Source organism: Pseudomonas oryzihabitans (genome assembly GCF_014522265.1).
Classification (GTDB): Bacteria; Pseudomonadota; Gammaproteobacteria; order Pseudomonadales; family Pseudomonadaceae; genus Chryseomonas; species Chryseomonas aestiva.
In genome coordinates this window covers 112,615-135,871 of the sequence record NZ_CP017024.1, presented here as the reverse complement: position 1 = coordinate 135,871, position 23,257 = coordinate 112,615, and the positions used below count along the sequence as shown (strand labels likewise).

At 65.2% G+C, this 23,257-nt stretch carries 19 protein-coding genes and 3 pseudogenes; 9 read left to right on the top strand and 13 right to left on the bottom strand.

The window, feature by feature from the left end:
• Positions 1–69 precede the first annotated feature (69 nt).
• A complete protein-coding gene (locus tag BGI51_RS00650) occupies positions 70–351 on the top strand; it encodes a hypothetical protein (protein ID WP_007160562.1) in 282 nt (93 codons plus the stop codon).
• Positions 352–425: 74 nt separating this feature from the next.
• Positions 426–1,403, top strand: a complete 978-nt coding sequence (locus tag BGI51_RS00645) for a L,D-transpeptidase family protein (RefSeq protein WP_133862714.1) — start codon at positions 426–428, stop codon at positions 1,401–1,403.
• 122 nt (positions 1,404–1,525) lie between these two features.
• Here BGI51_RS00645 and BGI51_RS00640 read toward each other — a convergent pair whose 3' ends face one another.
• The gene (locus BGI51_RS00640) at positions 1,526–1,777 is read right to left on the bottom strand and encodes an Lpp/OprI family alanine-zipper lipoprotein (RefSeq protein ID WP_059315705.1); all 252 of its coding nucleotides are present in this window, start codon (positions 1,775–1,777) and stop codon (positions 1,526–1,528) included.
• Positions 1,778–2,221: 444 nt separating this feature from the next.
• On the opposite strand from BGI51_RS00640, the gene BGI51_RS00635 reads away from it, so the two are divergent.
• The gene (locus tag BGI51_RS00635; protein WP_187980002.1) at positions 2,222–2,503 is read left to right on the top strand and encodes a GNAT family N-acetyltransferase; all 282 of its coding nucleotides are present in this window, start codon (positions 2,222–2,224) and stop codon (positions 2,501–2,503) included.
• Positions 2,504–2,744: 241 nt separating this feature from the next.
• Here the strand turns inward: BGI51_RS00635 and BGI51_RS00630 are convergent, their stop codons facing one another.
• Positions 2,745–3,824 carry a 3-deoxy-7-phosphoheptulonate synthase gene (locus tag BGI51_RS00630; RefSeq protein ID WP_187980001.1) on the bottom strand — a complete coding sequence of 360 codons (1,080 nt, stop codon included), beginning with the start codon at positions 3,822–3,824 and terminating at the stop codon, positions 2,745–2,747.
• Positions 3,825–3,989: 165 nt separating this feature from the next.
• Here BGI51_RS00630 and BGI51_RS00625 point away from each other — a divergent pair, with 165 nt between their 5' ends.
• The 3 genes from BGI51_RS00625 (at position 3,990) to cysB (ending at position 6,002) form a co-directional block, all read left to right on the top strand.
• Positions 3,990–4,316 carry a thioredoxin family protein gene (locus BGI51_RS00625; RefSeq protein ID WP_187980000.1) on the top strand — a complete coding sequence of 109 codons (327 nt, stop codon included), beginning with the start codon at positions 3,990–3,992 and terminating at the stop codon, positions 4,314–4,316.
• Between the two features lie 116 nt (positions 4,317–4,432).
• The gene (locus tag BGI51_RS00620) at positions 4,433–4,915 is read left to right on the top strand and encodes a universal stress protein (protein WP_133862718.1); all 483 of its coding nucleotides are present in this window, start codon (positions 4,433–4,435) and stop codon (positions 4,913–4,915) included.
• Positions 4,916–5,027: 112 nt separating this feature from the next.
• Positions 5,028–6,002: an HTH-type transcriptional regulator CysB gene (gene cysB, locus BGI51_RS00615; RefSeq protein ID WP_007160555.1), complete on the top strand. Its 975-nt coding sequence runs from the start codon at positions 5,028–5,030 to the stop codon at positions 6,000–6,002.
• A gap of 270 nt (positions 6,003–6,272) precedes the next feature.
• Here the strand turns inward: cysB and BGI51_RS00610 are convergent, their stop codons facing one another.
• Entirely contained in the window at positions 6,273–7,196 is a 924-nt protein-coding gene (locus tag BGI51_RS00610) for a LysR family transcriptional regulator (RefSeq protein WP_187979999.1), read from the bottom strand.
• A gap of 102 nt (positions 7,197–7,298) precedes the next feature.
• On the opposite strand from BGI51_RS00610, the gene araD1 reads away from it, so the two are divergent.
• Both araD1 and BGI51_RS00600 read left to right on the top strand, forming a co-directional pair.
• The gene (gene araD1, locus BGI51_RS00605) at positions 7,299–8,294 is read left to right on the top strand and encodes an AraD1 family protein (protein WP_187979998.1); all 996 of its coding nucleotides are present in this window, start codon (positions 7,299–7,301) and stop codon (positions 8,292–8,294) included.
• Between the two features lie 151 nt (positions 8,295–8,445).
• A complete protein-coding gene (locus BGI51_RS00600; protein WP_187979997.1) occupies positions 8,446–10,023 on the top strand; it encodes an aldehyde dehydrogenase (NADP(+)) in 1,578 nt (525 codons plus the stop codon).
• A gap of 360 nt (positions 10,024–10,383) precedes the next feature.
• On the opposite strand, the pseudogene BGI51_RS00595 reads toward BGI51_RS00600, so the two are convergent.
• The 8 genes and pseudogenes from BGI51_RS00595 to BGI51_RS00560 all read right to left on the bottom strand — a co-directional run bounded on the left by BGI51_RS00595 (position 10,384) and on the right by BGI51_RS00560 (position 19,701).
• Positions 10,384–11,531 (bottom strand): annotated as a pseudogene (locus tag BGI51_RS00595) (aldose epimerase family protein).
• 122 nt (positions 11,532–11,653) lie between these two features.
• Positions 11,654–13,392, bottom strand: a pseudogene (locus BGI51_RS00590) (IlvD/Edd family dehydratase).
• Between the two features lie 81 nt (positions 13,393–13,473).
• Positions 13,474–14,442: an L-arabinose ABC transporter permease AraH gene (gene araH / locus BGI51_RS00585; RefSeq protein ID WP_166655940.1), complete on the bottom strand. Its 969-nt coding sequence runs from the start codon at positions 14,440–14,442 to the stop codon at positions 13,474–13,476.
• Between the two features lie 26 nt (positions 14,443–14,468).
• Positions 14,469–15,995: an L-arabinose ABC transporter ATP-binding protein AraG gene (gene araG, locus BGI51_RS00580; RefSeq protein ID WP_133862725.1), complete on the bottom strand. Its 1,527-nt coding sequence runs from the start codon at positions 15,993–15,995 to the stop codon at positions 14,469–14,471.
• Positions 15,996–16,054: 59 nt separating this feature from the next.
• Positions 16,055–17,059, bottom strand: a complete 1,005-nt coding sequence (locus BGI51_RS00575; protein WP_187979996.1) for a substrate-binding domain-containing protein — start codon at positions 17,057–17,059, stop codon at positions 16,055–16,057.
• Positions 17,060–17,280: 221 nt separating this feature from the next.
• Positions 17,281–18,150 (bottom strand): SMP-30/gluconolactonase/LRE family protein, encoded by an 870-nt coding sequence (locus BGI51_RS00570; protein ID WP_187979995.1) that lies wholly within the window; start codon positions 18,148–18,150, stop codon positions 17,281–17,283.
• 80 nt (positions 18,151–18,230) lie between these two features.
• Positions 18,231–18,917, bottom strand: a complete 687-nt coding sequence (locus BGI51_RS00565) for a FadR/GntR family transcriptional regulator (RefSeq protein ID WP_133862728.1) — start codon at positions 18,915–18,917, stop codon at positions 18,231–18,233.
• A 29-nt stretch (positions 18,918–18,946) separates the two neighbouring features.
• A pseudogene (locus tag BGI51_RS00560) lies at positions 18,947–19,701 on the bottom strand (FadR/GntR family transcriptional regulator).
• A gap of 268 nt (positions 19,702–19,969) precedes the next feature.
• Here BGI51_RS00560 and BGI51_RS00555 point away from each other — a divergent pair.
• Entirely contained in the window at positions 19,970–21,280 is a 1,311-nt protein-coding gene (locus BGI51_RS00555; protein ID WP_187979994.1) for an MFS transporter, read from the top strand.
• Here the strand turns inward: BGI51_RS00555 and BGI51_RS00550 are convergent.
• On the bottom strand, positions 21,253–22,533 hold the full coding sequence (locus tag BGI51_RS00550) for an MFS transporter (protein WP_187979993.1): 1,281 nt from the start codon (positions 22,531–22,533) through the stop codon (positions 21,253–21,255). The genes BGI51_RS00555 and BGI51_RS00550 overlap by 28 nt on opposite strands.
• Before the next feature lie 61 nt (positions 22,534–22,594).
• Positions 22,595–23,215, bottom strand: a complete 621-nt coding sequence (locus BGI51_RS00545; protein WP_133862732.1) for a phosphoadenosine phosphosulfate reductase domain-containing protein — start codon at positions 23,213–23,215, stop codon at positions 22,595–22,597.
• Positions 23,216–23,257: the final 42 nt, after the last annotated feature.

Sequence of the window (23,257 nt, the reverse complement as noted above, 5' to 3'; positions counted from 1 at the left end):
CGCTAAGGTTGCGCGCCCCGCCGGTCCGGCCAATCTACCGCCCGGCGGATCCGCCCCTGGAGTATCCCGATGTCCCGCCTTTCCCGGTCCATGCACGGCTATCAGCTGATCCAGCCCGATGCCCAGCTCGACCTGTTCGCCTGCCGCGAGGGGCGGGTGCATATCGTCGCCCGGCAGCTGGAGCTGGGCTCGCCCACCGACCGGACCCTGTGCGGCACCCTGTTGCCGGCGCGGCCCCGCTTGCATCCGCTGAATCGCCGGGCGCTCGGCCTCAAGACCCTCTGTCCGGCCTGCATGCAGCGGCTGCAGGGTGCCAAACGAGGCCTGCCGAATCCCTTACAGGTCTTTTGAGGCCCTGCCGGACGCCGATCGAGGCGTGTACAATTCGCGCCGTCACCTTTTTGCTTCTTGCAAGGATTCATCCCATGCCCGCGCGCGTTTCGACCCTGGTCGGTTCCCTCTCGCTGTTTGGTCTGTTGAGCGCGGGTACGGCGCAGGCACTGGAGTTGCCGCTGCCGCCACCCGGTGAAGACGTGGTCGGCGAGGTTCAGGTCATCAAGGCCGCCTACGAAGACACCTTCGCCGATCTCGGCCAGAAGTACGATCTGGGCTACACCGAGATGGTGGCCGCCAATCCGGGCGTCGATGCCTGGCTGCCGGGCGCCGGCACCGAGATCGTGCTGCCGACGCGGTTCATCCTGCCGCCCGGGCCGCGCGAAGGCATCGTCATCAACATCGCCGAATACCGCATGTACTACTACCCCAAGGGTGGTCATTCGGTGTTCACCTACCCGCTGGGCATCGGTCGTGATGGCTGGGGCTCGCCGGTCGGCGTGGCCAAGGTGGTGGACAAGATCAAGGATCCGGCCTGGTATCCGCCGGAATCCATCCGTGCCGAGCACGCCGCCGAAGGCGATCCGCTGCCCAAGGTGGTGCCGCCCGGCCCGGACAATCCCCTTGGCCCCTACAAGATCCGTCTGACCCTGCCGGGCTATCTCATCCACGGCTCGGACAAGAAGTTCGGTATCGGCATGCAGGTCAGCCATGGCTGCTTCCGCATGTACAACTTCAACGTCACCGAACTGGTCGGCATGCTGCCAATCGGCACGCCGGTGCGCATCATCGACGAGCCCTACAAGTTCGGCGTGAGCCAGGGCAAGCTCTATCTGGAAGCTCATCAGCCGGTCAACCTCAAGGGCGACCCGACCGATATCGACCGTCAGGCCGCGGTGGTCAATGCGCTGATCAAGCGTGACGACCTGCTGCAGGCCAACAGCGCGGTGAACTGGAACACGGTACGGGACGTGGTCCAGGGCCAGGACGGCCTGCCGGTGGAAATCGCCGACCTGCCTGCCGGCATGGTTACCGGTACGGTGGCCAAGGCGCCTGCCAAGACCCTGTGATCGCGACCGGCCGAGCGCACTCGGCCGGTTAGACAAACAAAAAGCCCGCCATCTGAGATGGCGGGCTTTTTGTTTGCTCCGGGAAAGGCGACTGTTGCCACTCGCCTTTCCAGCCGAGGCGCTTACTTGCGGCTGGCTTTTTCCAGCATACGCAGGGCGCGCTCGTTGGCTTCGTCAGCGGTCTGCTGAGCTTTCTGAGCGGCGGCCAGGGCCTCGTCAGCGTGACGGTAGGCTTCGTCAGCACGAGCCTGAGCGCGGGCAGCGGCGTCTTCGGTAGCGGTCAGGCGAGCTTCGCTTTCCTTGTTAGCGGTGCTGCAACCAGTGGCCATAGCAGCGGCCAGAGCCAGGGCGGCGAATTTCAGAGCGTTGTTCATCGTAAACCCCTTGAGGTAGACATCCTGTTTTAAGATCAATTTCCCAGGTGGAAAATTGCGGCTACATACTACTCATTACCGGTCGTAAGTAAACTGAGCTAAACCCGTTGAAGAAAGATTTTTTGCGGAAATCCTGCTTCGCTCCCCGAGTTTGTCCCCGAATGCCCGCACCCGGTACCAGCAACTGCTTGGATGGCTGAAAGCCACGAACGTTTCAAAACGTTAGAGGATGACCGGAAGTTGTCAAGGTCAAAGCCGCGCCTGCTCCCGCGTGAACAGCCCTGATATAGTGTGATTTCTCGGTGCGACGGCTGGTCAGAACCTGCTTCTTCCGGAGGGGTCTGACGCGCTGTGGCTCAGTCCCGCACAGGAAGGGTGCGTTCTCGTCTTCGGGTATCATCGATAACAATGGATAAGGCGGAGCCAAACCGCCAAGGAGTAGTCATGAACGAATCCCTGCACGTGGAACACGATGAGGCCAATCATCAATTCCAGCTTTCTGTCGACGGTCAACGCGCCTATCTCGCCTACATGGATCTGGGTAAGCAGACGATGGATTTCTATCGCACCTTCGTCCCCGATGCCCTGCGTGGGCGCGGCCTGGCCGCCAGGCTGGCCGAGCACGCCTTGAACTACGCCGAGAGCCGCGGCTACAGCGTCATACCGTCCTGTTCCTATGTGGAGCACTATCTGGAGCGGCGTGGCCAGGTGACGCCGCTGGCCTGAGAGCCTGTCCTAAGTCTGCTGCGCGTCGGCCAAACGGCGTTGAAACTGGCCTGGGTCGCCAGCCCGGCCAAGGTGGCCCCGTCGCAATGCTCATTTACCATTCGTAAACCCGAGCGCGGGTCCGATCTGCTTCCTCAGCCAGCTTCGCCTTGTTTGTCTCTAGCTCGCGAGACTTTGAACAGGCTCTGGTGCGGAAGAAAAACGCCGGGCTGAGCCCGGCGTTTTCGTATCCGCTGGCGGATCAGCTGCGCGCGCGGCGCGGCAGCACATCCTTGAGCTTGCGGTGCATGTCGAGAATGCTCTTCTCGGTCATCGCCCAGTCGATGCAGGCGTCGGTCACCGAGACGCCGTACTCCAGTTGCGACAGATCCGCCGGAATCGGCTGGCTGCCGAAGCCCAGGTGGCTTTCCACCATCAGGCCGACGATGGAGTTGTTGCCCTCGACGATCTGGTTGGCGACGTTGTCCATCACCAGCGGCTGCAGGGCGGCATCCTTGTTGGAGTTGGCGTGGCTGCAGTCGACCATGATGTTCGGCTTGACCTTGGCCTTGACCAGCGCCTGCTCGCACAGGGTGACGCTGACCGAATCGTAGTTGGGCTTGCCGTTGCCGCCGCGCAGGACCACATGACCATAGGCATTGCCCTTGGTCATCACCACCGAGACCTGGCCGCGCTGGTCGATACCCAGGAAGCGGTGCGGACTGGAGACCGACTGCAGAGCATTGATGGCCACCGTCAGGCTGCCATCGGTGCCGTTCTTGAAGCCGACCGCGGAAGAGAGGCCCGAAGCCATTTCCCGGTGGGTCTGGGATTCGGTGGTGCGGGCACCGATCGCCGACCAGCTGATCAGGTCCTGCAGGTACTGCGGGGAGATGGGGTCCAGTGCCTCGGTGGCGGTGGGCAGGCCCATTTCCGCCAGGTCCAGCAGCAGCTGGCGACCGATGTGCAGGCCGTCCTGGATCTTGAAGGAGTCATCCAGGTAGGGATCGTTGATCAGGCCCTTCCAGCCCACGGTAGTGCGGGGCTTTTCGAAATAGACGCGCATGACCAGATAGAGGCTGTCGCTGACCTGGGCGGCCAGTGCCCTGAGCCGCTCGGCGTATTCGTGGGCAGCCTTGATGTCATGGATCGAGCAGGGGCCGATCACCACGAACAGGCGATGGTCCTTGCCGTCGAGGATATCGCGGATGACCTGGCGGCCCTGGGCGACGGTGTCGGCGGCGAGATCGCTCAGCGGGATCTCCTGCTTGAGCTGCTCGGGCGTGATGAGCGGCTCGTTGGCTTCGATGTTGAGGTCGTTAAGGCGGGGCTGTGCGGCCATGGTGCTACTCGTCGGTCACGGCGCTGCGACAGGACGGGGCCCGTGCAGGCAAAATACGGTGGAGAGGGTGGGGCACCTTAACGCGTGTCCCGCCCGGTCACAATGGTTACGACGCTATTGGCGAGCCTGAGGGCGCGCCTTGGCGATGAGCGTGGCGAGGAAGCGATGGAATTGGACGATGGGACGGCGGATGCCGTCCTGCTGGCGGCGCCCGGGCGCTCGCTGCTGATCTTCACCAGCGTCGGTTGCGCCACCTGCCGGTTGGCGCGCCAGGTGCTACCTGCGGCGAGGCTGCCGGTCGACCGACTGTACTGGGTGGACGCCGAGCGCAGCGGCGGCCTGGTGCAGCGCTATGGCGTCTTTCATCTGCCGGCGCTGTTTCTGGTCCGGGACGGCGAGCTGCTCGGCCCGGTACAGGCGCCGCTACGCGAGCCGGCCCTGGTGGCAGCGATCCAGGCGGCGGATGGGCGCGCGTCCGAGGAACTGCCCTGAGCGTCCTGAGCAGGCTCTAAGGCGCGGGTTGCAGCGCAATCGGTGATCCCCTGCTACGCTGGTGAGGCTATCCCGCGTCGTACCGGCCTGATCGGCTGATCTGGCCAGGAGGAATCGTGATCCGCTCGCTGCTTTACGCCACGGACCTGGGCCTGTGTTCGCCCTACGTCTTTCAGCATGCCTTGAATCTCGCCCGTATCCATCAGGCCCAGCTGTATGTCGTCCATGTGGTGGAGCCGCTCGGCCTGCTGGCGTCTACCCTGTTGCAGCAACATCTGGACGGTGAATCCCTGGACCGCCTGCGCAATGGCGGTCTGGATCTGGTGCTGGAGACCATCGAGCAGCAGGTGTTCGAATCCCTGCGCGAGGACCTGCTGGAAACTCCCGCCACCGTGGGGTTGGTGCGTGCCGTGCGGGTGGTGCAGGGCGATCCGCCAGCGGCCATCCTCAGGCAGGCCCAGGAGTTCGCCGCGGATCTGCTGGTAATCGGCAGTCGCAGCCAGGGCGACGCCCAGGTGACACCTCTGGGGCGGACCGCCAGCTGCCTGCTGCAGACCGCGCGCATCCCGGTGTACCTGGTTCCGCTGCGTCAGGGCTGATCCATAAGCGTCAGCCTTGCCCCTTCGCGACTTAATTCGATTTCGGTCTAGAAAAAGCTTAAGGGCTGCATTACTGTTATATGCTTGCGCACGGGGTCAGCGAGGAGCCGGCATGAAGCTGCAACAGTTGAGATATATCTGGGAAGTCGCCCACCACGATCTGAACGTATCCGCCACGGCCCAGAGTCTCTATACCTCGCAGCCCGGCATCAGCAAGCAGATCCGTCTGCTCGAGGACGAGCTGGGCGTCGAGGTCTTTGCCCGCAGTGGCAAGCACCTGACCCGGGTGACCCCGGCCGGCGAGCGGATCATCCAGACCGCGGGCGAGATCCTGCGCAAGTGCGAGAGCATCAAGCAGATCGCCCAGGAATTCTCCAACGAGCGCAAGGGCACCCTGTCCATCGCCACCACCCACACCCAGGCGCGCTATGCGCTGCCGGACGTGATCAGCGAATTCATCAAGCAGTATCCGGACGTGGCCCTACACATGCACCAGGGTTCGCCGACCCAGATCGCCGAGATGGCCGCCGACGGCACCGTCGACTTCGCCATCGCCACCGAGGGGCTGGAGCGCTTCAACGACCTGGTGATGATGCCCTGCTATCGCTGGAACCGCTGCGTCATCGTGCCCCAGGGCCATCCCCTGGCCAAGGTGGAGCACCTGACCCTGGAGCATCTGGCGGAACAGCCGCTGGTGACCTACGTCTTCGGTTTCACCGGGCGCTCCAAACTCGACGAGGCCTTTGCCCGCCAGGGCCTGGAGCCCAATGTGGTGCTGACCGCGGCGGACGCCGACGTCATCAAGACCTATGTCCGCCTCGGCCTGGGCGTGGGCATCGTCGCCGACATGGCGGTGGACCACAAAGCCGATGCCGACCTGGTCTGCCTGGACGCCAGCCACCTCTTCGAGGCCAGCGTGACCAAGATCGGCCTGCGCCGCGGCACCTTCCTGCGTGGCTTCATGTGCGACTTCATCGGCCGCTTCGCGCCGCACCTGACCCGCGATGTCCTCACCGAAGCGATGCAGACGCCCTCGCGACAGGAGCTGGAGACCCTCTTCCACGGGGTGACGTTGCCGACGTATTGAGGTTGGTTTTTTTGATGGTTTATCGCGGCCATGGCGGTCCGCCGATGCATTTCAGGCCGCAGCAGTACGTAGCGTGGAAAACGGCGTAGCCTTTCCACTGGAGACTGCGCTGAAGGGGACAACCCTCACCCCAACCCTCTCCCGAGGGGAGAGGGGGCTATCCGAGTAGGCGTTTAGTCGCGTCAGACTCGGCGAAATCGCAACAAGCCGTAGTGCTTTCATCTATAGGAGCGGCAGCATCGGCGGACCGCCATGGCCGCGATAGATGTTTCACGCTTCCAGCCGCCACTGCTCCAGCAGCAGCTGCGCGGCCGCCGACAATCCCGCGCCCTGGCGCACCAGAATGGAATAGGGCTCGTTGCGGGTGCGCTGGACCACCGGCAGGCGGCGCAGCAGGCCGTGTCTTTCGCCGAACTGGGCGATGTCGCTGGGCAGCATGGCCACCTGATTGGCGTCTTCCTGCAGCAGGCCGAGCAGGGTGAAGGTGGAGGAGGTTTCCACCGGATAGCGGGGAAACTCCAGTTCCGCGGCGCGAAATTCCCGTTCCAGGGTCAGGCGCATGGGCAGGTTGGCCGGATAGACGATCCAGCGACTGTCGACCAGTTCGGCCAGCCCCAGCGTCTCCGACTCCGCCAGTGGATGGCGGGGATGGCAGACGATCTCCAGCCGCTCTTCGCGCACCTCCAGACAGTCATAGGCATCCGGCCGGCGGCTGACGCTGCTGCGGCAGATGGCCACTTCGATGCGGCCGGCGTCGAGCAGGTCGAGCAGACGCACACTGGTGTCCTCGATGATCTCGATCCCCAGCTGGGGTTGCGCCGCACCCAGGCGCGACACCGCGGCGATCAGGCGGGGCACGGCGCCCATGATCACCCCTACCGCCAGCCGGCCCCCTTCGCCCTGGAGAATGCCGAGCATCTCTTCGCGCAGATGGGCCAGGTCGCTCTCGATCAGCCGCGCATAGCGAATCACGCAGCGGCCCAGGTCGTTGGGCTGCAGGCCCTGGTGGGTGCGCAGGAAGAGGGTGGCGCCCAGGGTGCTCTCGATTTCGTGCAGCGCCTTGGTGGCCCCGGGCTGGGAGATGGCGATGCGTTCGGCGGCCTTGTGCAGCGAGCCTTCCTCGTCGAGGGCGATCAGCAGGCGCAGTTGCCGCAGGCGCAGACGGGAGGCGATGGAGCCTAGGGATGGCAGCATGGGAATAACCGTTGGTTATCGCGGGATAGGGAGCTCTCATTAGGCAGGCCCCGTAGCGCCGAGTAAAGTCTCCTTCAGGCGATAACCAACAAGGAGAATGCCATGCACCTGATTCAGTTCGAAGACCAACAGGGCCAGCGCCGCGTCGGCGTGGTCGAGCGCGGCGAAGTCCAGCAGGTCCGGGGTGCGACCAGCACCCGGACCCTGGCGCTGCAGGCCATCCGCGCTGGCGTGTCGCTGGAGTCTCAGGTGCAGACCCTGGGCCTGGAGCCCGGACCGGCCTATGCCGAGCTGCTCGATGGCGGCCGCCTGTTGCCGCCGCTGGACCACGAGGACCCCGCACACTGCCTGGTCACCGGGACCGGTCTGACCCACCTGGGCAGCGCCGCCACCCGCGACAAGATGCACCAGCAGAACAGCCAGGAGGAGGCCAAGCTGACCGACTCCATGCGCATGTTCAAATGGGGCGTGGAGGGCGGTCGGCCTGCAGCGGGTAGCGCCGGTGCCCAGCCGGAATGGTTCTACAAGGGCGACGGCGGCATCCTGGTGCGTCCCGGTGCCGATATCCCGCTGCCGGAATTCGCCGAGGACGCCGGTGAAGAGCCCGAGCTGACCGGTCTCTACGTGATCGGCGACGACGGCATGCCCTATCGCCTGGGTTATGCGGTGGGCAACGAATTCTCCGACCACGTGATGGAACGCAAGAACTATCTCTATCTGGCCCATTCCAAACTACGCTACTGCAGCTTCGGTCCGGCGCTGCGTACCGGTGAGCTGCCGCGTCATCTGGCGGGCACCAGCCGGATCCGTCGCGGCGAGCAGGTGATCTGGGAGAAGGAGTTCCTCTCCGGCGAGGACAACATGTGCCACAGCCTGGAGAACCTCGAGTATCACCACTTCAAGTATGCGCAGTTCCTGCGGCCGGGCGATGTCCATGTGCATTTCTTCGGCACGGCGACCCTGTCCTTCGCCGACGGTGTGCGCGTCGAGCCGGGCGACAGATTCGAGATCGCGGTGCCGGAATTCGGCGAGCCGCTGAGCAATGGCGTCAAGGCCGGCACGGCAGCCTTCCAGCCCGGGCAGGTCCAGCAGCTCTGATAGTTGTATGATGACTGCTGACTATGCGAATGCTAGAGTGGGTATCGCACAGGCTGGCCCGGCCGCTCTGAGACTGAGCGTGCCACCCCTTCGAAGACTACCCCAGTCGGGTGGTCTTCCCTGAACCCCTAGGTATAAGGAGTCGAGAACAATGCAGATCCAAGGCAAGAACTACATCGGTGGCGCTCGCAGCGGCGAGGGCGAGGTGCGGGTCTACAGCATCGACGCCACGACTGGCGAAAAGCTGCCCTACGAATTCTTCCAGGCGTCCGCGGCCGAGGTCGATGCCGCCGCCCGTGCCGCCGAGCAGGCCGCGCCCCTGTACCGCAAGCTGAGCGCCGAGCAGCGCGCGGCCTTCCTCGATGCCATCGCCGACGAACTGGACGGCCTGGGCGAAGATTTCGTCCAGCTGGTCTGCCAGGAAACCGCACTGCCGGCTGGCCGTATCCAGGGCGAGCGCGGCCGTACCAGCGGCCAGATGCGCCTGTTCGCCAAGGTGCTGCGCCGCGGTGACTTCCACGGTGCACGCATCGACACCGCGCTGCCCGAGCGCAAGCCGCTGCCGCGTCCTGACCTGCGTCAGTACCGCATCGGCCTGGGTCCGGTGGCCGTGTTCGGTGCCAGCAACTTCCCGCTGGCCTTCTCCACTGCCGGTGGCGACACCGCCGCGGCCCTGGCCGCCGGTTGCCCGGTGGTGTTCAAGGCCCACAGCGGCCACATGGTCACCGCCGAATACGTGGCCGATGCCATCCTGCGCGCCGCGGAGAAGACCGGCATGCCCAAGGGCGTGTTCAACATGATCTATGGCGGTGGCGTGGGCGAGCAGCTGGTCAAGCACCCGGCCATCCAGGCAGTGGGCTTCACCGGCTCGCTGCGCGGCGGTCGCGCCCTGTGCGACATGGCCGCGGCCCGTCCGCAGCCGATCCCGGTGTTCGCCGAGATGTCCAGCATCAACCCCGTGGTGGTCCTGCCCGAGGCACTCAAGGCCCGTGGCGAGGCTATCACCGGTGAACTCGCGGCCTCCGTGGTCCTGGGCTGCGGCCAGTTCTGCACCAATCCGGGTCTGGTCATCGGCGTGCGTTCGCCCGAGTTCAGCAGCTTCCTCGAGCGCCTGGCCGGTGCCATGAACGAGCAGGCGCCCCAGACCATGCTCAATCCGGGCACCCTGAAGAGCTACGAGAAGGGCGTTGCGGCGCTGCTGGCCCATTCCGGTGTGCAGCACCTGGCTGGTGCCAACCAGGAAGGCAATCAGGCGCGTCCGCAGCTGTTCAAGGCTGATGTGAGCCTGCTGCTGGAAAACGACGAGCTGCTACAGGAAGAAGTCTTCGGTCCCACCACGGTGGTGGTCGAGGTGGCTGACGAAGCCCAGCTGCACCAGGCGCTGCAAGGCCTGCATGGTCAGCTGACCGCCACCCTGCTGGCCGAGCCGGCCGATCTGCAGCGTTTCGAGGCCATCATCGGCCTGCTGGAGCAGAAAGCCGGTCGCCTGTTGCTCAACGGCTATCCCACCGGCGTGGAAGTCAGCGATGCCATGGTCCATGGCGGTCCCTATCCGGCGACCTCCGATGCCCGCGGCACCTCCGTCGGTACCCTGGCCGTCGATCGCTTCCTGCGTCCGGTGTGCTACCAGAACTATCCGGATGCCTTCCTCCCGGAAGCCCTGCAGAACGCCAATCCGCTGGGTATCCAGCGTCTGGTGAACGGCGAGAACACCAAGGCCGCGATCTGATCCTAGTGCTTTGAGGTGGTAAAAAACCCGGCGTCGCGAGACGTCGGGTTTTTTATTGGGTGATGGAAAGGGGCGGTGGCAGGACAGTGGAAAAGGCTGATCGCGCGGTCTTGAGTGGTGAAGAGACCTGGTGTCGCGAGACGTCGGGTTTTTTATTGGGTGATGAAAAGGGCCAATGGCAGGACAGTGGAAAAGGCTGCGCCGTTTTCCACGCTACGGAGCACGGAGCACGGAGCACGGAGCACGGAGGCGAAAGGCGCACCGCTGCTGCCCCTCTCCCTCTGGGAGAGGGTTGGGGTGAGGGAGCACCAAAGCAAAGGCCGCTCCCGGGAGCGGCCTTTGCTTGAGTCGGAGCAGGCCCTACTTGCCGGCGAACTTGAAGATCGTCGTCTGGGTGTAGGTCTGGCCGGGATCCAGGCGGGTGGTGGGGAAGTTCGGCTGGTTGGGGGCGTCCGGGTAGTGCTGGGTTTCCAGGGTGAAGGCGCCCCAGTGGCCGTAGGTCTTGCCGGCCTTGCCCTTGATGTTCCCTTCCAGGAAGTTGCCGGTATAGAACTGCACGCCCGGTTCGGTGGTGTAGAGGGTCAGGGTGCGACCGGAGCCGGGGTCGGTCACCACGGCAGCGGCTTTCTGCAGATCGCCAGCGGTGTTGAGCACCCAGTTGAAGTCATAGCCACCCTGCTTGGGTTCGGCGTACTTCAGTTGCTGATTTTCGTCGGCGATGTGCTTGCCGATGGCGGTCGGCTTGCGGAAGTCCATCGGCGTGCCGGCCACGGGCGGCAATTCGCCGGTGGGGATCAGCTTGGCGGTCACTGGCGTGTATTTGTCGGCATTGAGCATCGCCACCTGCTTGAGCACGGTGCCACTGCCGGCGCCGGCCAGGTTGAAGTAGCTGTGGTTGGTCAGGTTGAGCACCGTCGGCTTGTCGGTGGTGGCGCGGTACTTGAGGGTCAGCTGGTTGTGCTCGTCCAGCTGGTAGGTCACCTGGGTGGTGAGGGTGCCGGGAAAGCCCATCTCGCCATCGGGGGAGACATAGCTCAGGGTCACGCCGACCCAGCCGTCACCCTTGGCCGGCTCGGCCTTCCATACCTTGGTATTGAAGCCCTGGGGCCGCCGTGCAGGGCGTTGGTCTTGTCGTTCTGGGGGATCTGGTAGCTCTTGCCGTCAAGACTGAAGCGGCCCTCGGCGATGCGGTTGCCGAAGCGGCCGATGGTGGCGCCAAAGAATACGGTGGGGTTGTCGAGATAACCCTGGACGTCATCGAAGCCCAGGACCACGTCTTCGCTGTGGCCCTTGCGGTCGGGCACCTTGAGCGCCTGCAGCACGCCGCCGTAGGTGATGACGGTGGCCTGCATGCCGTGGCTGTTGGTCAGGACGAACTTTTCGATGGGGGTGCCATCGGGCAGCTTGCCAAAGCTCGACTGCTGGCTGCTGAGGCCGGCCGCCTGGGCGGTAAGGGTGCTGATCATGAGTGACAGTCCAAGTCCGGTGAGGGCTAACGTGCGTTTCATCTCGACCACCTTTTCGGTTTGTTGTTGTGCAAGAGTGGGGCAGAGGGCCCGAGTTCCGGAAAGAGAGGCTGCGCCAGCCCCTCACCCCGACCCTCTCCCGGTGGGAGAGGGGGTAGAGCCGGTCAATGGGAGTGGCGAGGCACCTCGGCGCCGCGGCAACCGACCAGGAAGTCGAAGTCGCAGCCTTCGTCGGCCTGCAGCACATGGTTGACGTAGAGGCGGCGATAACCGCCGGCCAGCAGCTGGTCGGCCGGCGGTTGCCAGTCGGCCAGGCGCGCGGCCAGTTCTTCGTCGGGGATATCCAGGTGCAGGCGCCCGGAAGCGCAGTCCAGTTCGATCATGTCGCCTTCGCGGACCACTGCCAGGGGGCCACCGGCCGAGGCCTCGGGTGCCACGTGCAGGACCACGGTGCCGTAGGCGGTGCCGCTCATGCGGGCGTCGGAGATGCGCACCATGTCGGTGATGCCCTTGGCCAGCAGCTTGGCCGGCAGGCCCATGTTGCCCACCTCGGCCATGCCCGGATACCCCTTGGGTCCGCAGTTCTTCAGCACCATCACGCAGGTCTCGTCGATATCCAGGTCCGGGTCGACGATGCGCGCCTTGTAGTCTTCCAGGTTCTCGAACACCACGGCGCGACCGCGATGCTGCATGAGCGCCGGGGTCGCGGCCGAGGGCTTGAGCACCGCGCCTTTGGGCGCCAGGTTGCCGCGCAGCACGCAGATGCCGCCGTCGGCGCGCAGCGGGTTGTCCAGGGCGCGGATGACCTCGTCGTCGCCGTAGATGGGCGCCTCGGCGCAGTTGGCCCAGAGGCTCTTGCCGTTGGCGGTCAGGGCCTCGGGTGGGGCAGCAGCTTGGCTTCGCCCATGCGGCGGATCACCGCCGGCAGGCCGCCGGCATAGTAGAACTCTTCCATCAGGAAGCGTCCGGAGGGCTGCAGGTCGACGATGGTGGGGGTGCCGCGGCCGACCCGGGTCCAGTCGTCCAGCTCCAGGTCCACGCCGATGCGGCCGGCGATGGCCTTGAGGTGGATCACCGCGTTGGTGGAACCGCCGATGGCGGCGTTGACGCGAATGGCGTTCTCGAAGGCTTCCTTGGTGAGGATCTTCGACAGTCGCAGGTCTTCTTCCACCATCTCGACGATGCGCATGCCGGACAGGTGCGCCAGCACGTAGCGCCGCGAATCCACCGCCGGAATGGCGGCGTTGTGCGGCAGCGAGGTGCCCAGGGCTTCGGCCATGCAGGCCATGGTGGAGGCGGTGCCCATGGTGTTGCAGGTACCGGCCGAGCGCGACATCCCGGCTTCGGCGGAGAGGAATTCGTTGAGGTCAATGGCACCGGCCTTGTAGGCTTCGTGCATCTGCCAGACGATGGTGCCGGCACCGATGTCGCGGCCGTGGTGCTTGCCGTTGAGCATGGGGCCGCCCGTGACGACGATGGCCGGCACGTCGCAGCTGGCGGCGCCCATCAGCAGCGCCGGCGTGGTCTTGTCGCAGCCGGTGAGCAGCACCACGGCGTCCACCGGATTGCCGCGAATGGCTTCCTCCACGTCCATGCTGGCCAGGTTGCGGGTCAACATGGCGGTGGGTCTGAGGTTGGATTCGCCATTGGAGAACACCGGGAATTCCACCGGGAAGCCGCCGGCTTCATAGATGCCGCGCTTGACGTGTTCGGCGATCTTGCGGAAGTGGGCGTTGCAGGGGGTCAGCTCGGACCAGGTGTTGCAGATGCCGATGACGGGCTTGCCCTGGAATTCGTGATCCGGGATGCCCTGATTCTTCATCCAGCTGCGGTACATGAAGCCGTTCTTGTCGTTGCTGCCAAACCACTGGGCGGAGCGGAGCGGGCGTTTGGGCGTGGTCATTGTCTTGTCCTCGGGCATTTCACGGGCAAAGCGGTCCCCGGCACGGCGCCCGTGGCGCCGCGGGGAGGGCACAGTCTGGGTTTAGCGCTGCTTGAAGCGGTCGATGACCACGGCCAGCAGCAGGATGGTTCCGCGGATGACGTACTGGTAGAAGGTGTCGATGTTCTTCAGGTTCATGGCGTTCTCGATGATCGCCAGGATCAGCACGCCGGCGATCACGTGGCGGATCATGCCGATGCCGCCGGCCAGGGAAACCCCGCCCAGCACGCAGGCGGAGATCACCGTGAGTTCGAAGCCCTGGCCGATCATCGGCTGGCCGGAGGTCATGCGCGAGGCCAGCACCACGCCGGCCAGGGCGCCGATCACCCCGTGCATGGCGAAGATGATGATCTTGGTGCGATCGACGTGGACGCCGGCCAGCAGCGCGGCTTCCTCGTTGCCGCCGATGGCCATGGTGTTGCGGCCGAAGGTGGTGTAGTTGAGCAGCCAGCCAAAGAACAGGATGCACAGCAGGGTGATGACGATGGGCACCGGCAGGCCGAACAGCTGGCCGTTGCCGAACACGAAGAACTGCTCCTGGGAAACGCCCACGGCCTTGCCGTCGGAGAAGATGTAGCCCAGGCCGCGCACGATCTGCATGGTCGCCAAGGTCGTGATCAAGGCGTTGATCTTGAGCTTGGCGATCACCAGGCCGTTGATCAGGCCGACCACCAGGCCCATGGCCAGGGCGGCGGCGACGCCGAGAAAGACGCTGTCGAATTCGCGCATCACCACCGCGGCGACCACCCCGGCACAGGCGATGACCGACCCCACCGAGAGGTCGAAGTGGCCGGAGGCCAGGCAGAACAGCATGGTGCAGGCGGCGATGCCCACGGTGGAGATCGCCAGGCCCAGACCGCGCATGTTCAGTGGGGAGAGGAAGTTCTGCACGAACAGCGCGCAGAGGGTGAAGATGACGACGGCGGCCAGCATCATGGCCCAGTCGTCGAGGAAGCGACGCATGTCGAAGCCGCGGCGCGGCGGGGTCAGGCTGTGGGGTTGGGCGGACATGGACTGAACCTCTTTTCTTGTTTTCATCAGGCCCGGGTACGGGGCAGGGCGAGCTGCAGCAGGCGCTCGTCGTTGAATTCGGCGCGGGTCACCTCGCCGGTGATGGCGCCTTCGCTCATCACCAGGATGCGATCGGCCACGCCCATGACTTCCATCAGGTCGCTGGACACCACCACCACGGCGATGCCGCGGGCGGCGAGGTCATGGATGATGGCGTAGATCTCCGACTTGGCGCCCACGTCGATGCCGCGGGTGGGTTCGTCGAGCAGGAGCACCTGCATGGGCATCGACAGCCAGCGACCGAGGATGGCCTTCTGCTGGTTGCCGCCGGAAAGGTTCTTGATCTTCTGCCCGGCGTGGGGCGTCTTCACGTTCAGCGCGCGAATCTGCTTTTCGGCGTTGGCCTTTTCCCAGCGCCCCTGGATCAGGCAGCCGAGACTGGCGTGATGGGCGCGGGCGCTGATGTTGATGTTCTCGGCCACGCTGGCCAGCGGCACGATGCCTTCCTTCTTGCGATCTTCCGGGCAGAGCAGGATGCCGGCGGCGATGGCGTCACGCGGCGACCTGAGGCTGATCGGGGCGCCCTTGAGACTCAGGCTGCCAGCCTTGTGCTTTTCCAGGCCCGCCAGCAGGCGCAGCAGCTCGGTGCGACCGGCACCGACCAGGCCGAACAGGCCGAGAATCTCGCCCTGGCAGACCTCGAAGCCCACCGGCTGCTGCAGGCCCTGGCCGAGCAGGCCCTCGACCTTGAGGCAGCCGCCGCCGATTTCGCGCGGGCGGTAGTCGTAGATGTCGGCGAGGTCGCGGCCGACCATCAGGGTGATCAACTGGTCGGGGGTGATGTCGGCCAGACGCTCGATGGTGCGCACGTGGCGACCGTCCTTGAACACCGTCACCGCGTCGCAGATGCGGAAGACCTCTTCCATGCGGTGGGAGACATAGAGCACCACCCGGCCTTCGTCGCGCAGCCGGGCGATGATGGTCATCAGCCGATCGGTCTCGCGGGCGGACAGCGAGCTGGTCGGCTCGTCGAAGGCGATGACGCGGGCGCCACGGGAGAGCGCCTTGGCGATCTCGACCAGCTGGCGCTGCCCGAGCGACAGGCGCCCGACCTTGGTGTTGGGGTCGATCTCTTCGGCCAGGCCCTTGAGCAGGTCCAGGGCCTGGCGGCGCAGGTGGCCGCGATTGACGATGCCGTAGCGCGCCGGCAGGTGCCCGAGAAAGAGATTTTCGGCGACGGTCATCTCCGGCACCAGCTGCAGTTCCTGCTGGATCACGGCGACGCCGGCGCGGATGGCTTCGGCGGTGCTCTTGAACACCAGTTCCTGGCCGTCGATGTTGAGGTGGCCGGTGGTGGGGGCGTGGTAGCCGCTGAGGATCTTCAGCAGGGTCGACTTGCCGGCGCCGTTCTCGCCCATGAGGGCGTGCACCGAGCCGGGACGCACGTTGAAGGAGATGTCGGCGAGCGCCTTGACGCCGGGAAAGGTCTTGCCGATGCCGACGAAACCGAGGCTGTCGGCGCTCTGGGCGGTGGTGTGTTCCAGGGCTGCCATGAAGCACTCCTGTCAGACGAAAGAGGAGGGCGGCGCCAGGACCGGCGCCGCCGGGGTCATCACTTCCAGAGGCCGATCTTTTCCAGCTCTTGCTGGAAATTGGCGCGGGTGATGAGGGTGACCTTGTCCATCGCGGTGTACTTGGGCGGTTCCTTACCGGTAGTCACCCACTCGTACATCATGCTGGCGGTCTGGTAGCCCTCTTCGTGGGGGCTGGGCAGCATGGAGCCGAAGAAGCCGCTGTTGGCTTTCTTCAGTTCGCCGATGGCATCGGTGCCGTTGATGCCGATGCCGATCACCTGCTCGGCCTTGAAGCCGGCGCTTTCGGTGGCGCGGACGCCGCCCAGCACGGTGTTGTCGTTCATGCCGCCGATGATCAGGTGCTTGGCGGTTGAAGGCAGCTTGACCAGCGCGGAGGTGGTGGAGTCCATGCTGCCGGGCACGTCCAGGGTCTTCTGCGGCGCGAAGATGATGTGGTCGGCGGGCAGGCCGGCCTTCTTCAGGGCTTCCACCGAACCGTCGGTGCGCTTCTTGCCGGTATCCAGCTCGTTGTAGGTGTTGATCACCGCATAGGTGTCATCCCACTTCCAGCCACGCTTCTCGGCTTCGGCGGCCATGGCGGCGCCCTGCTGCTGACCGACCTCGAAGGCGGCCATGCCCAGGTAGGGCACGTCTTCCATGAATTTGCCCTTGGCGTCGACGAAGCGGTCGTCCACGGCCATGACCTTGAGGTCGTTGAGCTTGGCCTTGGCCACGATGGCCGGGCCGAGGGAGACGTCGGGCGGGCAGATCACGAAGCCCTTGGCGCCGTTGGCGGCCAGGCTGTCGATGGCGGCGAGGGTCTTCTCGCCATCCGGCACGGCGATCTTGAGCAGGGTAAAACCCTTGTCCTTGGCGGCTTTCTCGGCGAAGGCCCACTCGGTCTGGAACCAGGGTTCCTCGGGTTGCTTGACCAGGAAACCGATCTTGACCGGATCGGCAGCGAAAGCGGAAAGGGACAGGCTGACAGCGCCGGCGGCGAGGGCGGCACGCAGCAGAGAACGAACTCCCGGAACACGGAACATAGCTGGAACTCCTTGTTTTTATTGGTGTGGCCAGGCAATGCGAGGCGGCGGGCTGCCGTCGTGGAGGTCAGACGACGCCGCTCTGCATTGATATTATGATTGGATGGATGCGGGCGCAAGAAAAAGGTGACGAGATTTTTCGTCATCTCTGTCACCAAGCTGTTACATAGGGCTCGAAGCGGAAAGGCGCCGCGGAAGGGCGCCTGGGCCGGTAGGATGAATCAGCCGGCGAACCTGTGGCAGGGCATGCCGGCGACCGGCGCGGTGGCCTTGAGCAGGGCGCCGTCGAGGGTACCGTCGGCGGCGGCGCTGGTGACGTAGAGGGTGCGCAGATCCGCTCCGCCGAAGACGCAGCTGGTGGGCCGCTGCACTGGCAGCTCGACGATCTCCAGCAGCTCGCCCTCCGGCGAGAAACGCAGCAGGCAGTTGCCGTCCCAGCGTGCGTTCCATACGCAGCCTTCGCTGTCGATGGCCGAGCCGTCCGGCGAGCCGCGCTCGTGGGGACCGGCCCAGACGGTGGGTGCACCCAGGTTGCCGCTGGCATCCAGCGGATAGCGATAGAGGGTGTCCTTGAGGGTGTCGGCGCTGATGACGTGGTTGTCCGCCGCGCTCCATACCAGGGTATTGGCGATGCCGAGGTCGCTGGCGTGCCGGCTGACGCTGCCGTCGGGATCGATGCGAAACAGACCGCCCGAGTGCCGGTCGATGGCCACGTCGCCGCCCTGGGCATCGAGGTTGTTCTGCATGGTGCCCAGCCACAGACGCCCCTGGGCGTCACAGCGGGCCTCGTTGCCGCGATTGCCCGGATCGGGATCGGCGACGCAGAAGAGTTCCAGCGCGGGACGTTCTAGCGGGGAATCGAGATCCAGGCGGAAGACGCCGTTCGGCAGGGTCACCAGGGCATCGCCGCGGACCGTGGGCACGAAGGCGGAGCAGGGACGATCCAGCTGCCATTCCTGATACTGCTCGCCGCGCAGGCGGCAGGCCTTGAAGCCGGCGATATCTACCCAGTAGAGCGCCTGGGTCTCCTGGTCCCAGAAGGGACCTTCGGCCAGTTTGAAGCGCTGGGGAAGCAGCGGCTGCCAATCCATCGTTCACCTCTCTTGTTGTGGCAGGACGGGAAATCCAGGCATGGGAACCTGGAGAGACGCCAAGGTTGCCGACCGAAACGTCAGTCGGTATAGCGCGCCAGGGTCACCGCCGCGCTGTCGATCAGCATCATGCAGGCCCAGACGGCACGCGCCGCATCGCGCGAGGCGATGCCGTCGGCCAGGGTCTTGTGCAGGGGGAGGGTACGCCGCAATTCGTCGGGATCGGCCGACGACAGGGTGAAGGAGGCTGCCAGCAGCGCGCCCAGGGCGGGCACCATCTGCTCGATGAACTGATTGTGGCTGGCCGCCAGGACGCATTCGTGGAAGCGCTGGTCGGCGGTATTGTAGTCGCCGCCATCGAGCGACGCTTCCAGGTGCTGGTAGGCGACCTGGATCGCCTGGACCTGCTCGGGGGTGGCCCTTTCGCAGGCCCAGCGCACTGCTGCCGGCTCGATGGCGTGGCGCAGATCCAGCAGGTCCTTGACGAAATGGGCGGGCAGACCGCCCGTGGCCAGCCAGCCCACCACCTGGGTATCGAACAGATTCCAGCGACTGAGCGGCAGGACCCGGGTACCGACCTTGGGGCCGACTTCCAGCATGCCCTTGGCCGCCAGGGTCTTGATCGCTTCGCGCAGGATGGTGCGACTGACACCCAGTTCCTGGCAGAGGTCCGCCTCTACCTTGAGGGCGCTACCGGGTGGAAATTGCCCGGCCGCGAGTCGCTGGCCGAGTTGTTCTACGGTAGAGGCATGGTAGCTGCTGGACATAAGGGCATACCGCGAGTGGGTTCTTGCCCTCAATGATCATACGAAATTTCACCTTCAGACAAGGGCTGCGGCCGGAAGGCTTCGGCGACCATGTCATCGACACCGGCCAACTGGGCGATGGCGGCGTGGCGGGCGGTCAGCGGATCACGGTGCTGGATCGCGGTAAGGATCGCCTTGTGCCGGGAGACCAGCAGGTTGAGGCTGTCTCCGGCGGCGAACAGCGCCGAGGAGCGTTCCAGATAGTCCCGCACCGGCAGCAGCATGATGCTGTAGAGGTGAGTCAGCAATTCGTTGTGGGTGGCCGTGGCGATGGACAGATGGAAGGCCATGTCCGGCTCGGCCATGTTGGCGATGTCCGCCGCCTGCTCCATCCGCTGGTAGGCGTCCTCGATGGCCTTGACGTCTTCGGGCTGGGCGTTGGCAGCCGCCATGGCGGCGACCTCCGGCTCGATGATGTTGCGCACCTTGACCAGGGTCTCGTAGAAGCTGTGCCGCGAATCGCTCTCCAGCAGCCAATGGAGCACGTCCGGATCGAGCAGATGCCACTCGTTGCGTGGTTTGACTACGGTTCCGACCTTGGGCTTGGACCTGACCAGACCCTTGGCCACGAGCACCCGGGTGGCCTCACGCAGGACGGGGCGGCTCACTTCGTACTCTTCGCACAGCTGCGCCTCGGGGGCAGGCGCTGTTCTGGCAGGAAGTGCCCGGACACGATCTGGGTGCCGAGCTCATGAACGATGCGAGCGTGTCTGCTTTTGCGCGGCAGCGGTGTCTTGTAATTCATCGAAAGGCATCCGAAGTCGTCGTGCCATCACTATAACACCATCAGCGCGATAACCGATGTTATCGCGGGCCAAGCGGCTCTGTAACGGGGATCAGCGGAAATCAAGAGGTAAGATCTCCCACTTCGTAACAATATTTTAGTATTATCAAAATAACCTTAAGAGCCGATTAATGGCCTGATCAGGGTATTTAACGATTCAATGATAGTACGTTAGAATTTTGAGCGATCTGCGCTTCAACCGCACAACAACAACAAGTCGGAGAACGCCATGCACCCTGAATCCGCCCTCATCCGTCGGATCACGCTCAAGCTGGTCCCCTTTCTCGTATTGCTCTATCTGGTCGCCTACATCGACCGCTCTGCCGTGGGCTTTGCCAAGCTGCACATGGGCGCCGACATCGGCATCGGCGATGCCGCCTATGGCCTTGGTGCCGGACTGTTCTTCATCGGTTATTTCCTCTGCGAGGTGCCCAGCAACCTGCTGCTGGAGCGCTTCGGTGCGCGCCGCTGGTTCGCCCGCATCCTGGTGACCTGGGGTGCCATCACCATGGGCATGGCCTTCGTCCAGGGACCGAACAGCTTCTATGTCATGCGCTTCCTGCTGGGTGCGGCCGAGGCCGGCTTCTTTCCCGGCGTGCTCTATTACCTCACCCAGTGGTTCCCGGTACGCCATCGCGGCAAGATCATGGGGCTGTTCATCCTCTCCCAGCCCATCGCCATGCTGGTGACGGGACCGCTATCGGGCATGCTCCTGCAACTGGATGGCGCACTCGGTCTGCACGGCTGGCAGTGGCTGTTCCTCTGCATCGGCGCGCCGGCGGTGCTGCTGGCCTGGCCCACCCTGACCCGGTTGCCGGATGGTCCGCAACAGGTCGCCTGGCTGGACGCCGATGAAAAGCGCTGGCTGGCAACGGAGCTGGAAAAGGACCTGCACCTCTTCGACCAGACCCGCCATGGCAATCCCCTGCATGCGCTCAAGGATCGCCGCGTGCTGCTCTTGGCGCTCTATTATCTGCCGGTGACCCTGAGCATCTATGGCCTGGGGCTGTGGCTGCCGACGCTGATCCACCAGTTCGGCGGCAGCGATCTCACCACGGGCTTCATTTCCGCCATTCCCTACGCCTTCGGCATTCTCGGCCTGCTCATCGTGCCGCGCAGTTCCGATCGCCTGGGCGATCGCTATGGCCACCTGGCCGTGCTCTATGGGGTGGGTGCCCTGGCCATGGCCGGCAGCGCCTGGTTCGGCACTGCCGTGCTGCAACTGGCGGCGCTGTCGGTGGTGGCCTTCTGTCTGTTTTCCCTCACCGCGCTGTTCTGGACCCTGCCGGGGCGCTTCTTCGCCGGGGCCAGCGCCGCCGCCGGTATCGCCCTGATCAACTCGGTGGGCAATCTCGGCGGTTATCTCGGCCCCTATGGTATCGGCGCGCTCAAGGCGGCCACCGGCACCCTGGCCTCGGGGCTCTATCTGCTGGCCGCGGTGCTGCTGTTCGGCCTCTTGCTCACCGGCCTCGTCTACGTCCGCCTGGAGCGCAAGAATCGGCGGGAAGAGGGTTATGCCGCGGAGCGTTCCGCCGGCTGACGCCCCGGACAGGTCTCGGCGGCGAACCAGGCGGCGCCGAGACACACCAGGTTGGCCACCAGCAGGTAGGCGGCCGGCGCCATACGGTCGCCGGTGGCGCCGATCAGCCAGGTCACCACGATCTGGGCGGTGCCGCCGAAGGCCGCCACCCCCAGCGCATAGACCAGCGAGAAGCCGGTCGCCCGCACCCGCTGCGGAAAGCTTTCCACCAGCAGCACGATCAGGGCGGCGCCACTCATGCCGTGCAGGCCGGAGAGCACCGCCAGGGTCAGCAGGAAGGTGCCCGGCCCGGGTGCCTGGGTGATGAGCTGCAGCGCCGGATAGAGCAGCACCAGCAACAGCAGTCGCGGCAGGATCAGTACGATGCGCCGGCCATAGCGATCGCTGAGCACCCCGCCCAGGATCGAGCAGACCGCCATGGCCGCGCCCATCACCAGGGTGGCGAGCATGGCGGTCCCGGTCGGCAGCTTCAGTTCCACCAGGGCGAAGGTGGTCATGTAGTTGAGGAAGTACTGGGTGATGGTGCTGCCGGAGAGGATCAGCAGCCCCAGCAGCAGTGGCCGCCGCTGGGTGGCCAGCACCTCGCCCAGCACCGCGCCGGTACCCCGGGTTTCGCCGACATGGGTATCCACCAGGCCCCGGCGGATATAGAGGCCGATGGGCAGGATCGCCAGGCCCAGCAGGAAGGGCAGGCGCCAGCCCCAGGCCAGCAGCTGCTCCGGTGTCAGCCAGAGGGTCAGGCCGTAGCCGATCAGGCCGGCCGCTACCGCGGCCAGCCCCTGGGCCACGACCTGCCAGCAGGCGTAGGTGCCTCTCTTGTGCAGCGGCGCCGCCTCCAGGATGTAGGTGGTGGCCGGGCCGGCCTCGCCACCCCAGGCCAGGCCCTGCAACAGCCGCGTCAGCACCAGCAGGATGGGCGCGGCGATGCCGATCTGCTCGTAGCCTGGCAGCACGGCGATGCCACCGGTGCCCAGGGCCATCAGCACCATGGTCAGCAGCATCGCCGGCTTGCGCCCGACGCGGTCTGCCCAGGCGCCGATGAGAACGGCGCCCAGCGGCCGGACGACGAAGCCGACGCCAAAGGTGATGACGCTGGCCATCAGGCTGGCGAAGGCATTCTGCGAAGGAAAGAACACCTGGCCGATCAGCACGGCGAAGGTGGCGTAGACGCCGAAGTCGAAAAACTCCACGGCGTTGCCGAGCACCACGGCAAAGACGCCCTTGCGGGAGTGGATAGGGCGGGAAGCAGTCATGGGCGATGGTTCAGCAGGAGCAGAGCGCGCGCCCGGAATCGAGCGCGCGGGAGGTATCGACTCAGTGGGCGAGGTGCAGGCCGCACTCGCGGTTTTCGTCACCCTTGGTGGGGTCGAAGTAGTCGAATTCGTTGGGCAGGTCGTGGGCGGTGAGGTACTGGTAGAGGTCCTTGGAGGTCCAGTGCAGCAGCGGCGCGACCTTGATCAGGCCGTCCGGATTGACGCTGACCGGATCCATCTGGGCGCGCACCGCGGTGTCGGTGGCGCGCAGGGCGGTGAACCAGACCTCGGGCGCCGTCTCGCGCAGGGCGCGGGCGAAGGGTTCCAGCTTGACCTCTTCGGTGAAGGCGGCGTGGCGGGGATCGTCCAGACCCGGCACCGGGCCGTCGATGGCCTCGCGATGGGCGCGGGAGCGCCTGGGCAGGTAGGTCACCAGGTTGAGACCGAGCTTGCGCACGATCTCGTCGGCGCAGCGGTAGGTGGCGGGGGTGTTGTAGCCGCTATCCATCCAGACCACCGGGATATCCGGCTTGACCTGGCTGACCAGGTGCAGGATCACCGCCTCGAAGGGGCGGAAGTTGGTGGTGACGATGGCGCTCTTACCCAGGCCCAGGGCCCAGGCGACGAGCTTTTCGGGATCGCGGCCGAGGTCGGCGTTGATGCGGGCGAGATCGAGAGACATGGCGGGCTCCAGCCGGGGAAGGGATGCCGCCATGGTAGCAAA

What these genes read in the sequence shown, in the direction of transcription:
- BGI51_RS00650 (WP_007160562.1), top strand. Translation starts at nt 70, where the DNA reads ATGTCCCGCCTTTCCCGGTCCATGCACGGCTATCAGCTGATCCAGCCC.
- BGI51_RS00645 (WP_133862714.1), top strand. Translation starts at nt 426, where the DNA reads ATGCCCGCGCGCGTTTCGACCCTGGTCGGTTCCCTCTCGCTGTTTGGT.
- BGI51_RS00640 (WP_059315705.1), bottom strand. Translation starts at nt 1,777, where the DNA reads ATGAACAACGCTCTGAAATTCGCCGCCCTGGCTCTGGCCGCTGCTATG.
- BGI51_RS00635 (WP_187980002.1), top strand. Translation starts at nt 2,222, where the DNA reads ATGAACGAATCCCTGCACGTGGAACACGATGAGGCCAATCATCAATTC.
- BGI51_RS00630 (WP_187980001.1), bottom strand. Translation starts at nt 3,824, where the DNA reads ATGGCCGCACAGCCCCGCCTTAACGACCTCAACATCGAAGCCAACGAG.
- BGI51_RS00625 (WP_187980000.1), top strand. Translation starts at nt 3,990, where the DNA reads ATGGAATTGGACGATGGGACGGCGGATGCCGTCCTGCTGGCGGCGCCC.
- cysB (WP_007160555.1), top strand. Translation starts at nt 5,028, where the DNA reads ATGAAGCTGCAACAGTTGAGATATATCTGGGAAGTCGCCCACCACGAT.
- BGI51_RS00610 (WP_187979999.1), bottom strand. Translation starts at nt 7,196, where the DNA reads ATGCTGCCATCCCTAGGCTCCATCGCCTCCCGTCTGCGCCTGCGGCAA.
- araD1 (WP_187979998.1), top strand. Translation starts at nt 7,299, where the DNA reads ATGCACCTGATTCAGTTCGAAGACCAACAGGGCCAGCGCCGCGTCGGC.
- BGI51_RS00600 (WP_187979997.1), top strand. Translation starts at nt 8,446, where the DNA reads ATGCAGATCCAAGGCAAGAACTACATCGGTGGCGCTCGCAGCGGCGAG.
- araH (WP_166655940.1), bottom strand. Translation starts at nt 14,442, where the DNA reads ATGTCCGCCCAACCCCACAGCCTGACCCCGCCGCGCCGCGGCTTCGAC.
- araG (WP_133862725.1), bottom strand. Translation starts at nt 15,995, where the DNA reads ATGGCAGCCCTGGAACACACCACCGCCCAGAGCGCCGACAGCCTCGGT.
- BGI51_RS00575 (WP_187979996.1), bottom strand. Translation starts at nt 17,059, where the DNA reads ATGTTCCGTGTTCCGGGAGTTCGTTCTCTGCTGCGTGCCGCCCTCGCC.
- BGI51_RS00570 (WP_187979995.1), bottom strand. Translation starts at nt 18,150, where the DNA reads ATGGATTGGCAGCCGCTGCTTCCCCAGCGCTTCAAACTGGCCGAAGGT.
- BGI51_RS00565 (WP_133862728.1), bottom strand. Translation starts at nt 18,917, where the DNA reads ATGTCCAGCAGCTACCATGCCTCTACCGTAGAACAACTCGGCCAGCGA.
- BGI51_RS00555 (WP_187979994.1), top strand. Translation starts at nt 19,970, where the DNA reads ATGCACCCTGAATCCGCCCTCATCCGTCGGATCACGCTCAAGCTGGTC.
- BGI51_RS00550 (WP_187979993.1), bottom strand. Translation starts at nt 22,533, where the DNA reads ATGACTGCTTCCCGCCCTATCCACTCCCGCAAGGGCGTCTTTGCCGTG.
- BGI51_RS00545 (WP_133862732.1), bottom strand. Translation starts at nt 23,215, where the DNA reads ATGTCTCTCGATCTCGCCCGCATCAACGCCGACCTCGGCCGCGATCCC.